Annotated in this window: 16 protein-coding genes; all 16 read right to left on the reverse strand. The window is 31.5% G+C overall.

Annotation, left to right across the window (positions count from 1 at the left end; genetic code table 11):
- Positions 1 to 495: 495 nt before the first annotated feature.
- On the reverse strand, positions 496 to 1,959 hold the full coding sequence (locus DWX91_RS15475; protein ID WP_118539628.1) for a phage tail tape measure protein: 1,464 nt from the start codon (positions 1,957 to 1,959) through the stop codon (positions 496 to 498).
- Between the two features lie 179 nt (positions 1,960 to 2,138).
- Complete coding sequence (locus DWX91_RS15480) at positions 2,139 to 3,401, reverse strand: hypothetical protein (RefSeq protein WP_118539630.1); 1,263 nt, start codon at positions 3,399 to 3,401, stop codon at positions 2,139 to 2,141.
- A 17-nt stretch (positions 3,402 to 3,418) separates the two neighbouring features.
- Positions 3,419 to 3,907, reverse strand: a complete 489-nt coding sequence (locus tag DWX91_RS15485; protein WP_118539632.1) for a hypothetical protein — start codon at positions 3,905 to 3,907, stop codon at positions 3,419 to 3,421.
- 1,068 nt (positions 3,908 to 4,975) lie between these two features.
- Complete coding sequence (locus DWX91_RS15490; RefSeq protein ID WP_147354428.1) at positions 4,976 to 5,446, reverse strand: hypothetical protein; 471 nt, start codon at positions 5,444 to 5,446, stop codon at positions 4,976 to 4,978.
- 159 nt (positions 5,447 to 5,605) lie between these two features.
- Positions 5,606 to 6,376 carry a GIY-YIG nuclease family protein gene (locus DWX91_RS15495; RefSeq protein ID WP_182435108.1) on the reverse strand — a complete coding sequence of 257 codons (771 nt, stop codon included), beginning with the start codon at positions 6,374 to 6,376 and terminating at the stop codon, positions 5,606 to 5,608.
- Positions 6,377 to 6,460: 84 nt separating this feature from the next.
- Positions 6,461 to 6,757, reverse strand: coding sequence for a DUF1064 domain-containing protein (locus DWX91_RS15500; RefSeq protein ID WP_243099078.1), 297 nt, complete (start codon positions 6,755 to 6,757; stop codon positions 6,461 to 6,463).
- Positions 6,758 to 6,895: 138 nt separating this feature from the next.
- A complete protein-coding gene (locus DWX91_RS16815; RefSeq protein ID WP_182435109.1) occupies positions 6,896 to 7,069 on the reverse strand; it encodes a hypothetical protein in 174 nt (57 codons plus the stop codon).
- 305 nt (positions 7,070 to 7,374) lie between these two features.
- Positions 7,375 to 8,043 (reverse strand): hypothetical protein, encoded by a 669-nt coding sequence (locus DWX91_RS17660; RefSeq protein ID WP_243099079.1) that lies wholly within the window; start codon positions 8,041 to 8,043, stop codon positions 7,375 to 7,377.
- A gap of 16 nt (positions 8,044 to 8,059) precedes the next feature.
- Positions 8,060 to 8,194: a phage holin family protein gene (locus tag DWX91_RS18295; protein WP_412693931.1), complete on the reverse strand. Its 135-nt coding sequence runs from the start codon at positions 8,192 to 8,194 to the stop codon at positions 8,060 to 8,062.
- A gap of 138 nt (positions 8,195 to 8,332) precedes the next feature.
- Positions 8,333 to 8,557: a hypothetical protein gene (locus tag DWX91_RS15520; RefSeq protein WP_118539640.1), complete on the reverse strand. Its 225-nt coding sequence runs from the start codon at positions 8,555 to 8,557 to the stop codon at positions 8,333 to 8,335.
- Between the two features lie 148 nt (positions 8,558 to 8,705).
- The gene (locus DWX91_RS15525) at positions 8,706 to 9,056 is read right to left on the reverse strand and encodes a hypothetical protein (protein ID WP_118539642.1); all 351 of its coding nucleotides are present in this window, start codon (positions 9,054 to 9,056) and stop codon (positions 8,706 to 8,708) included.
- Positions 9,057 to 9,119: 63 nt separating this feature from the next.
- On the reverse strand, positions 9,120 to 9,581 hold the full coding sequence (locus DWX91_RS15530; RefSeq protein ID WP_118539644.1) for a hypothetical protein: 462 nt from the start codon (positions 9,579 to 9,581) through the stop codon (positions 9,120 to 9,122).
- Positions 9,582 to 9,610: 29 nt separating this feature from the next.
- Positions 9,611 to 9,964 carry a hypothetical protein gene (locus DWX91_RS15535; protein WP_118539646.1) on the reverse strand — a complete coding sequence of 118 codons (354 nt, stop codon included), beginning with the start codon at positions 9,962 to 9,964 and terminating at the stop codon, positions 9,611 to 9,613.
- Positions 9,965 to 10,015: 51 nt separating this feature from the next.
- Positions 10,016 to 10,855, reverse strand: coding sequence for a hypothetical protein (locus DWX91_RS15540; RefSeq protein WP_118539648.1), 840 nt, complete (start codon positions 10,853 to 10,855; stop codon positions 10,016 to 10,018).
- A 4-nt stretch (positions 10,856 to 10,859) separates the two neighbouring features.
- Positions 10,860 to 11,495: a hypothetical protein gene (locus tag DWX91_RS15545; RefSeq protein WP_118539650.1), complete on the reverse strand. Its 636-nt coding sequence runs from the start codon at positions 11,493 to 11,495 to the stop codon at positions 10,860 to 10,862.
- Between the two features lie 13 nt (positions 11,496 to 11,508).
- A partial coding sequence (locus DWX91_RS16820) for a hypothetical protein (protein ID WP_182435110.1) occupies positions 11,509 to 12,469 on the reverse strand: 961 nt, incomplete at its 5' end.

Consider the following 12,469-nt stretch of genomic DNA (forward strand, 5'->3'; position numbering starts at 1 on the left):
TTTTAACAGCAATACTATCTGGTGTATGATTAGTAATGTAGCTAGATAATTCGTTATCATTCATATTTTTATAATTATCTTTTATAAAATCTAATTCTTCTTTTGTCCATTTATTTCTCATAAAACTCCTTATTTTAGCATAATTAAATTCTTCATTTTTCAATAAAGTATAGATCATGTTTTAAACCCTCGACTTTACGTTAGGGTTCATACCTTTTCGATTTAATGGATTTTCACCAACGTCATTTGCGATTACGTCCTACTCCTAATGATTTGGATATTCGGGATTTCCACCCTTATTTATATATTCTCCGTTTCCTTGAAAAATATTTCCAAATCCCGACATGGGGATGATCGTTGAGCGTTCACCCTCGGCTAAAGTACCGTATGATCTACGGGGTACGTTAGGGTGCTTCGTTGCAAACAAGCCATTGTTACATTTTCAACTTTTTAATCCTTCATATAGTGGTTTCCCCTATATTGTGGCATGAAATTTTAGGCTGCCCTTGCAGTTAAATATGTTCTATAAGAAATGCTTTCGCATTCTTCAGGCAAAAGTTCACCTGCTAATTCCTCGACTAAAGCCACAGCATGATTTGTACCAAGCTTTTTGTCTTGCTCCTGAATTTCTTTGTAGATTTTGGATATACCGAGGAGGATTTGATATGTATTTTTATAATTTCCATTACTATCAAGAATATCAAAACCTTGATAATTGTTAGAAGCTACATCAGTGTAGTCTTTAATGATTTGTTGCTTTTTAGAATTTGTAGATTTAACAAATGCGTCAACTTCTTCGTTCATAGCAGAAAGTTCTTTTTCTGATTCTTCTGTACCAACTAAACGAAGAGAAATCGTTCTTAAACCTGCTGAGACACTATCCGAATCTTGAATTACACTATTGGCTGTTGTAATCAATGCAGCAGCTTCATCAATTGTATTTCCCATAAGTGAGAGAGTAGCAGCAGATTTTTGAAGACCAGATGCTAATTCATCGGTTGAGATGCTATAGTTGTTGCCAATCTCATTTAGCCTGTCTACAATACTCATTTTATCTAAATCTTTGTATGCCTGACCCATAGAAACAAGAGATTTAGTTGCATCTTCGATGTTATCAAATTCAGATACATTTAATAATACATTTGCTGTTTTAGCACTTTCAGCAGCGTCTTGTAATGATTCTCCTAAACGCATGTAATCAGCCGTGGAATCTTGGATTTGTTTTGCTGTTGTACCGACATCATTTGCAGTATCAAATGTAGTTGACTGATATTCTTTTAATGTTCCTAGAGATTCGTTAGAAACTTTTCTCATCTCTGTGAGAGCAGTATTAAGTTCACGTACAGTCTCAATACCTTGTCTACCATATTGAATTAAATCATTAATACCAAAATAAGAAGCAATAGAACCAGCAGCTCCATAGAAAACTTTTTCTTTAATGACACTAAAGAAACTTTTGCCCTCTCTACCAGCCTCTCGTTCAGCTTGTGCAATTTTTAAGAACTCTGTATGAATATGCTCAATATTAGTGGAAGCACTTCCACTCTTTAATTCAGTCATGTAAGCTTTTAATTTTGCTTTGGCTTCTTCTGAAATCTTAGTATTTCTCTGAAGATAATCTCCAATTTTTTGAAGTTCCTTCTGTCGAGAAATTTCAGTAGAACCCTTATTAGCAGCAGACATATTTTTTAAAGCATCTGAATATTTTTCGATTTCATTAGTTAATTCTTCTACTCTGGTTTTATCTTCCTCAGTAGCTAAACCTTTGTTATTTCTAATTTTGGTTTGAATAGCTTCTAATTCTTTGAGTTTAGAAGAGAATTCATTGAGTGCATCTTTATAAGGTTTTCCTTGATTTTGATTTTCTGGCTTATTTTGTCTTTTATCAAGTTCTTTCTGATATTTCTCAACGGATTTATTTAAGTTGTCAGTGAAATTCTTATTGATATCATCCTTCATATCTTGAAGATGTTGTTTGATACCATTTATCTTATTATTAGCATCTGTAAACTGTTTTTCACTAATAATTCCTTGAGTATGAAAATCTTCTAATTCCTTTTCTAACTGTTCAATAGATTTCGCTTGCTTGTTAATAGATTTTCCCTGAAGTTTTCGCTCTTCTGATTTCTTGGTTTTATTTAAATCATTATTGAACGTACTCCATTTAGTAGCATTTTCATCAGAAGTTTTCTTCTTTTTTCGGAATCTTTCTTCTTTTTAGATTTATCTTCATCCTTGATCTCATCATTTAATTTCTTTAAATTAGAAGTATGATCAGTCTTGAGCTTAGAAATAATAGAAGCAATAGTATTATCAATCTCTTTCATTCGAGCTTCAACTTGCTCTAATGTTGGATTAGGATTGTCTTTTGTAGCAAAGTTAGCCCATGCCTTGCCTAACTTTTCTAACTCGGCAGAAGCTTCAGAAGTGTCACCATAATCATATTTAGAAATAGCATTCTTTAATCTTTTCTGTGCTGATTCTATATATTTAGAAGCTTTATTTCTGGCTTGTTCTTCATTTTTATTTTGAGGTTCAGCAATTCTCTTATTTGTATCAGTCTTAATCTGCTGAAGTTTAGAACGCTGTAATTCCTTATCATATAAATCAGAATTAGCTTTTAATACCTTATTAGCTTCAACATATTGTTCTTGATATCCTTTTTTAATTTGTTGAAGATTTTCGATTTCCGCAGAATCAGATGTTTTAGAAATTTTCTCACGAATGGATTGAATATTTTTCCAAGCACTTTCCTGATCTTTTAATGCTTTTTCGACAGAAGATTTTTGTGAATATCTAGCATCTTGTCTTGACTTTCTCTTGGATTCAGCTAATTTTTGTTCTGCTTCGATTTCTTTTTGTCTTTCTTTACTTTCTTTTGAAATATTCGTTTTATTACCAAGTTTACCCTGAGCATCTGCAAGTTTATCTACTTGTTTTACAGCATCAGCCGCAGTATTACCAATATTCTCTACTTGCTTAACAGCACTACTTGTATTATTCCCCATATTACCCATGTTTTTATTAACATTGAGAATATGTTGACTCAATTCTGAAAGTGACCTATCAATACTCTGAATGGAAGAAAGTAGTGTCTTAGCACCTGAATCATCTAATTTACCAAATGCCTTGCTAAAATCTTTTACTTCAAATGTAATTTCCGATAATTCTTTTGATAAATTCTCAAACTGTTTAAAATCTCCAGTACCTTTACCAAGAGAATCAAGCATCTTATCCAGCTTCTTAATAGCTGAATCTAATGTTTTTGTATCTATATCTAATTTTACTTTATGTTCTTTTTCGGTGACTTCCCCAAGCTCTTTTTCAGCTTCAGAAAGTCTTTTCTTTAAATCATTAATATCAAGCTTAATTTCCGCTTGCCATGATGCTATTCCTGACATATGTATAAATCACCTCACTATTTTTTTGTTAAAAGACTTCCCATAGTTGCACTAATAATATCCTGTACTCGGTTTCCAAAACCATCATCTACATCACGATCTACTGTCATAAATGGTGGAATTGATCTATGCATCATCCAATTACCATGACCGTGTTCACCATTAATAAAAAAGAAATCAAATGCCAAACTCGCAGGTAATGGTTCTTTTTCATATCCTCTATATGGTGGTTCATCAAAACCTTGATAATCAGACATAGAAGAGGAATCAGCTTGCATAGTAATAGTTGTTCCAGAACCAGTTGTCTTTGCGGTATTTAAAACTTTCATAAAGTTATAAGTTCTATTGTACTTTTTTGGATCGTAATCGTTATACCAATCCAACATCGCAAAATTTAGTGATTCCTTAAAAAGTTTATTAATTTTTGGCGCACATTCTTTTGCTAAATTCTTTTCTAATTTGTTTATATCTTTTAAAACCATAGCGGATAATTTACCATTTGCCATAACATCCTCCAAAATTCTCAATAATAAAATAAATAAAAAATAGTCTCATAAGGTTTGACACTTATGAGACTCAAATAATATGTTTCTTCAACGAACATTTGTTCTGAAATATAACTTTAATTTTCTCCTCACGTATGTTATAATATTAGTATCTGTGGTAAATATAGGTAGATAAGGACATAACTGTAATGGAAACCATTTATTCAATTGTTTCTACCTGTGTTGCAGTCTTGGGATTTATATACACAGTAATGGAAACCATTTATTCAATTGTTTCTACCTGTGTTGCAGTCTTGGGATTTATATACACAGTCTACAGAGATAATAAAAAAATAGTATAATCTAGTTTTACAGACGTGAGTATCTACTTAAAATGATTAATTAGATAGAACAGTAGGAGAATAGCCAACTTCTACTACACAAAACCTATAATTCAAATCCTATGTTTACGAGTTCTTGAGATATAAATTATTTTAAATAGAGAAAGCGTCTACTTGACAAATTGTAATTCAATGATATAATTGTCAATAGAACAAATGACCATTACAAATGTATTTTCCTTATCTTGAGCTTACAATATGGCTAATTGTAATGCCTAAGACTTATTACAAAGGAGAAGTACAACAGGAGGCAGGAAAACAGCACCGTAGAAATACGGTGCTGTTTTTCTATTCAAAGTTATATATTTATGTTATAATACAATCATCTGATAACAGATTACATTCGAAAGTGGTGTAATCGCTGCACGCTATTATCAGATGAGAAATCCAAATTTCTCCACAAAGCTTTACAACACACTTGTGTTAGAAAGGAGCATATAGGTGATGACAAGTATTTTTATCATCATCGGGCTTTTAATAATCTTAGTTGCATTTTGTCTTTATGTACGAAACCACCGTATAAAAGACATATATGTAAAGTTAAGCTTTCTTAAAGGCTTCGAATTTAGCTGCTCTTTCTATAAGAATTAGAAAGACACAAGGAATAAAGGGAGAAACAAGGAATAACAGGAGATTTACAGAAGACCACGGCAAACCAGTCGTGGCTTTTCTGCATTTATATATAAAATTATTTAGTTTTCTTCATTACTTTTTCCATCACTTTTGAAAATCTATCAGAAAGTTTCATAATCTTATCATCATCCATATTCTGAAGTTCAGTAGCAATTTTCTCCATTGCTGGTTTAAGAACAGTAGAGCTAATCATGGAAATTCTCTCAACTTTATCACTGATGAATCCCTTTACTGTGCCATGATTATATAAAATATCTTCGCGTTTCATATTTACAATAGCTTCAAAATTCTTCAGTTCATCGTTTGGAATAGTGCAAAGAATTTTATCCATGATACCATTTTCCTGAAGTAGATCAAATTCCTTGTAAAAAGAAGTATCTTCAATTTCAAGATCTGTATAATTTTCTACAATAGCTCTACAAGTAAGAAGATACTGAACAGGAGTATTTACCTGTACATTCATAGTAGATCTACTTTTTTCTTCTCCAGATTCAGTGATGTATTTTTCATGTTCAAAACATACCACATCAGCAATTTCTTTCAGCGATAGTAATTTTATTTAGAATTGGAAAGATATGTTTTAATATTCACATTCTTCTTAAAATAATTTTCTTTTGCTTTATCTGTTGTAATTTCTTTATATCCGTTCACAAATTCTAAAATCTTCATATTCCATGTATCTCCTTTAATCTAATATATTTACTGTTATTTCTGTGCGTGGATTCTCTTTGTCCACATATTCCCATCTTAATTTTTCACCAGTAATAGGATGTTTCCCAGATGACTTGCCATATCCTTTGCAACATTTATGTATTCTGGAACAATCTGCTCCCTTATACGATTCAGAGGCTTCTTTTGCATTTGCGAAAATTTCATTAGTTGTGATACAACGAACAGGTCTTGATTTTACATTATTTGCACCTTTTAATTGTTGACTATGATTTTTCTTCCACTCCTCTGTGTGATGATATGGATTTAATCGCTTTGTTTCTTTTTGCTTTTTAATTGCTTCTGATGGAATGTGCTTGCCATACCAATAACCATGATTGTTTTTAAAATATAAATTAACTTTTTCACTAATTTTATCTTTTGTTTCTTGACTTCTTTTTTTACCTAAAAAACCATCCCCACCAAGCGTTAAATTATAACCATCTAAATTATCTGAAGAATTATAATAAGAAATATAATATCTCTCTTTCTCTTTTGCTTGTTCAAAAGATAATCTATCTTCTATAATTTCATGTTTAAAATTATTCCACCCATACTTTTGTATTGCCTTCCAAAAATACACTCTTCCTGATTTGTCATAGTAACCCCATCCATTTTTCCATCTTCTTTCAGGTTTTTGTTTTGTAATACCAATGTACTTCTTACCGTTTATAAGATTTGTATGCATATAAACTTTATAATTTTTTGTTTCGTTTTCGTTCTGCTCGTTGTTTCTTAACGTATTCATAATCGCACCAACCTCCATCTATTTTTGAATAGCAAATCCATTTATAATCAACAGTGGGATAGTGATACCAAAATAATTTTCGTTTTAAAATTGCAACACTATCTGGCATCCTTTTGTATCAATAACCTCTTCGTGACCATCTTTATAAACAACAAAAAAGTCAGCCACGTATTTAATTGGTTGAACAGATTTACCATTATGTATGAACTTTGGTTGTAACTCATATGGCTTTTGTAACTCATAATTAACCACATCGCCACTCTCCACTAAAGGGCAAAGAACATCACGATAATATTTCATTTCTAAAATAGAATCAAAAGTTATATCATTATAAGTGCGCTTACTTTTGTCTTTATCTACATTAAATTTTGTTCTGCTCATTTATTCTCCTTTCTTCCAAAATAAAAATGCCCTTACCACATGACTAGCGAGTGGTAAAGACACTTTTACATAACACAAAAGAGCAGCTTCCGAAGAAACTGCTCTTTCATATTTAATATATTGTTGTATGTAATGATCTTAATTATTGATCGCCATAGGATATAATTCCCATTTAGCATTTGGATATTTGCTGATATTTGCACAGACAAGTTTATGGACATCATTCATATTCCCTAAATTCTTGTCAATATGAATTACTTTTCCACCTGTTATTTCGATTTCTTCACAAATTACATTATAATACATTCCCATAAGCATACATCTCCTTTATCTCTTTATACAAAATAATTCATATAAGTCTACATGTAACGCAAAAGATAAAGCGACTGCATGAGATAATAAAATATCAGAAGTATATCCATTTTCTAAATTAGAAATAGCAGTAGAAGAAAGTCCACATCTCTTGGACAATTCTGATATTGATATATTCTGTTTATACCTATATTCACCAACTTTATTCTTCATGTAATGTAGTATGCTTAGAATTATTTCGTATATTCATATAATACATAAGAAAATATTAACCAGAATTGGTAATTTTTGTGGTATAATGAACTTTAATCGTATTTTAATTTAACCTCTACTGGTATAATCGGTAAATGTTCCATACAATAATTGAATTTTGCATCTCCATGATGATTCCCACCAACTCCGTTATATGCCTGGTGAAGCGATACAAATTCGTCAACCTCATCTTCGGGAATACCGTTAATAGCAATATAATGTTTATATTTCTGATTTATTTTATCAGCAAGAGATTCTTTTTGTGCCCACATTATATTATTTATTTGCTCATCACGAGATGAATCTGATTTAGCTAATTTTGCAATGCTAGTTGTTAATTCTTTCTGAATCGTAAAACTTTGCTCTCTATCGTGAACTCTATTTTCTGCAAATTGAGTAATGGCATCTTGCGTTTTTTTAAGAGATTCCCTGATCTCATTTATACACGAATCTAAATTCTCTTGAATTTTTTCGTCGTGTTTTATTGATTGATTCACATCTTCTAAATGACGTGCAGATAAATCTTTTAAATCATTTGCAGTTTTTAATAACAATTCATGTTCTTCTCGTTTCATTCTCATAGCTTTTGTTTCTATACCTAAAAAGTCAAATAATAACCATTTAAATATTTCAACAATAGCTTTGAATGCAAAAAGAGCAGTAATAACTCCAAGTATTACAACTTGCCATTCAATATTAAATAAATTTTCTATTGTATCCATTCATACGCCCACCTTCTTATTTCTTGATGAGCTGCTTGAATACTTCGTATAAGCCTGTACTGGATAAGCCACTAAACATACCGCCCAATAAAATCTCAGGAGTAAATGACATATTGATCCAAATATTCAATACAACACCTAAAACTGCCATAATTAATGGAATATATTTATTAATAGCATCAGTAGTGATACATTCTTAATCACATATCCAACGCATAAACATACACCAACAATAATCGGAACAGCAAATTCTGTTAAAAATGTTAAATCGTTCATATATAATTTCCCCTTAATTTAACTCATAATTACACCATTTCTTATATACTTCAGAAGTATCTTCTTTTAAGAAAATCATAGCTAAAATTGTATTGTCTGTCTTTTCGTCAATACTGGCGTACATATCAATAGGATAAACACCATTTTTAATATAGGTTAGATATTGCTTCTGATTTACAATTCTAACCACTTCATTCTGAGTATAACTTCGTGGCTTTAAATTTGATTTTACTTTCATGTTTTATTATTCCTTTTTATCCTGTGTGATTTTGAAAATCGTAAAAAATAGGGAATATATTTCATCGAATCGTGATGTTATATATTCCCTTTCAGAATTTAAAAAAATCACTATTCAACGTCTTCAGCCTCAATTTCCTTTGGCTTCTTTACAACCTTTTTCTCTTTTTATCATCTACATTTTCAGTAGGTGTTTTACTTACTGACTTAATCTTAATCATTGGTTTCTTTGCTTCATTAATTTCAGCAATTGAGAGTTTATAACTCTGACCAAAGTTTTCTAATTTAGATAAATCTAGTTTTTGTAATTTTGCTTTTGCGTCAATATCTTTAATTCTTCCATCTTCATATCCAGATGTAAGAGCATAAATATCATGACAATTCTCAGAACAGAATGTAAAATACCAAGTTGGTTTTTTTGCATCATCTGGAGAACATTGAGGACAGAATTGATATTGACTTTTACATAAAGCACAAATTCTTGTTTTTCTGTCAGACATTTAATTTCACTCCTTTAGTAAATATAAAGAGGTAGGAGAGTACCTACCTCTAAGAATCTAAAATTAGATGTCTTCCTCTTCCTCATCAATATAGTAGATAGAGAAGAGTTCCTGATCTGGAGAACAAGCGTTAAGCATCATAGCTCCCTTGTAATCCATCGTCTGAGAGTCACCACCCTGAAGAGCAAGAGTAAATTCTGGAGATGGCATAAATGATGGAATATGAATAATAACACCCTTTAATGTCTCAGTATCACACTTGTCAACAACAAGTGCCTTGAAGAATAGTTCATGAGCCTTCGGGAATTTCTTGCCAGTATTGGTAATCTTTGCACCATTATGGATTGTTTTCTTGTATTTAACAATATACTGAGTTTCCCCTTCTGCTGTTGGTGGTGTCAGAATGTCACTAGCTGGTGTAGTTACATGCTGATCTCCCGAATCTTTTACTTCATCTGTATGCTTAATGTAGAACTCTGTTGCAGATTCCTTACCAGAACCAAGAGTATAAGTTTCCTTACCCATAGAACCCTTTGGAGATAGAGAACTTACAACTACAGAACCTCAACATAATCAGTAATGTCAAGAGTTTCACCAGCCTTAACAATCTGAATCATTGGCATTACAACGCCGTGATCATCAGTTGCAATCTCAGCATCATTTGCTGCTAGAGTCTCAGCAACAGCGAGGTTAATAAACGCATTAGTAGTCGTTACCTCACCCTTCTTACCTGTGTACTTACGATAAATCAGGTTGCCATCCTTATCATTAATATCAGTAGAATCTGCTGTAATTTCAATAGAAGCTTCTGTTAGCTGAGTAAGAGCATACAGTGGTGTACCATTAGATTTTGCGCCATAGCCAAACTGTAGTCTGTCTACGATTACGTCACCTAGCTTAAAAGCCATATGTATTTCCTCCTTATAAAATAAAAATTTTCAATAAAAAATGAGTAAGCATTAAAGCTCACTCATATAATTGATTAGGTCTTGTGGAAGATCCTTCATAGATATCATTCCACCAAACGCGCCATGTAGCGCAGCGTTACTTTGTTCATATTTTTGAATACGTGCAACTGCGTCCATAAAAAAGTAAAAATTTATATTTTCTATTTCTTCCAATTTATATTTAAAGCCGGGATGATTTACACAAGAAGATACTAATGATAGAAGAGTAGAAGAATTCTCTTTCTTCTTATTTATCTCTTCCACAGCTTTCATCTTGTCTTCTTGTAGCATCCATAACTTAGTTGTCTTTCCTTTGCCCTTTTCTGTTTTAGGATGGACATGAAACATTTCTCTGATGTATTCAGCAATCTCAGCATAATCATCTTCGTAAATTGTCAATTTTTGTTTTGGATCAACTAGAACAAAACAATTTGTATCTTGTCCATCTATATTTTTTGTACCATGTACAAGTTTTAAATTATCAAAATCTAAATCTTTGAATAATAATTTTAGAGGTGCTTTATTTTTTACCGTTTGAAGTAAAATATAAAACACCTCTATATCCTTCGTCTTGGTCCAATCTTTATGGAAAGCATCATAAAGAAGAACACGAATTGACGTAGGATTATTAAGAAAAGGAGAGGCGCAGGAATAGAATTCAGATTCCCCAATATCAATAATATCTTTCATATTAGGGATGGAAATTTTTACATTATGAAGCGTAATGTCTCGACCAAAATACATTTTTAGTTTATCAAAATGATATTTTGGTTTTTTACTTTTTTCTGCCTTTTTAACCTCGTCAGCAACTACCGCCGCTTGGAGACTATCAAGGCTTTCTAAAACATCCAAACAATCACCGCCTTACTTGGTAATTATTGATTGATGTTTTACCTTTTGTAGTTTTATAAATTCCATTAGTCTCAACAACTTGGAATATAATTGTTCTGACTACATAATGGTTGTCCGTTACAGATTCTTTTGATGAAATTAATTTAGCTTGTGCGCCAAATAAATTTGACCAATTAATTCGTTCTCTAATAATAGAGGCAATTAAGTCATGTCGTGGAATACCTGTGAGTTCATCTAGGATATCCCCTTCCTTACAAAAAATATTAAATTTAATCTCCATATATTTTTGTGTAGAATTATATTTTGGCATATCATCAAAACTGACCTGATAGCAAATAAAATGTTTAATATTTGTTTGTGTTTCAGGAATAAATAATTCTGGACGAATATTAGAATTTTCTCCAAAATAAGCACTCCATTCACCATATGGTTCATGTGTTTCTGGATTCCAGTTGATGTTTCCATCATCGTCAAACAACTCGTCTTCATATTTTTCTTCATGAAGAGCATAGAGTAGTTCAGGACAGGTAAGCAGAGCATTTTTAATTTTCTGCTTATAATAAATATTTTCATCATCAGGAGATGTTCTATATTCTCTGAGCTTTTCGAGAAGATCATCTTTTTTAACAAGCCGTTCCATAAAACATCACCTCTTATTCAATTAATTGTAATTCTAAAATCTTTGCTTTAATAACTTTATCATCTTTTTCGACAGCACATTCTACTTGAATTTTTTTACCCAACATTGAAGAATCTGGAGGAAACTTTAATTTTATTTGATTAAATTTTGTCGCTTCTCTCCATATAACTTTATCTGTATATTCTTCATCATCTATTTTACAAGACCATGTGAAAGTAGCGTCAGAATATTGAGATGTAATTACAGATGACTCTTTTGTAATCTCTGTTGTGAGTGTTTTATAACTTCCGCCAACTTTAAGGGAATAACTAGAAGCTGAGATTTCAGCGATAGGAGCGGATAACTCATGTCTTATATCTACATCTGGGACTGGTTCAATTTTACTATCGTAATAATCAGCCCACATTCCGATAATATTACCATCAGAATCCTTTTCAATATAATCAGTGAATTGATTATAAAATGTTTGGTAAAGCGTAAGTTTTTGGATGCCTAATGGTTGAGAATTTTCACATTTACTAATTTTCCATGCAATAGGATGATCTGTTGGAGCAGAAACTAAAAGCCTCATATTTTTATCTTGATCATCTGTATACCAAAATTTGTCAGTGATTGAATTTAATGGCATCCAAACTTTATCTTGGTTCTCTTGTGAAGTAAATCTAAGATCGGTCCAAAGTCCACTGTTGTAAGAATTTTGACTTCTCAAGCAACACCACATTTTTCGTTTAATACGTCTTGAACTATCTCTTTCAATCCATGATAATTCATAATTAGCTGGCAAAATAAGATATTTTGGAAATTGATTAGCTATCTCTTTTTCAATAATTATCCATTTATGATAAACTCCTGCATCATCAGGAATATCTATGAAGCAACCAATGAATATATCTGAACCATATTTTTGTTTGTAATTTTTCTCAAGATAATATAATTCATCATCTGGTGAAAATTTTGTTTTCTGTGATGGTTTT

It is taken from the genome of Clostridium sp. AF22-10, from assembly GCF_003478725.1.
GTDB classification, from domain to species: Bacteria; Bacillota; Clostridia; order Lachnospirales; family Lachnospiraceae; genus Otoolea; species Otoolea fessa.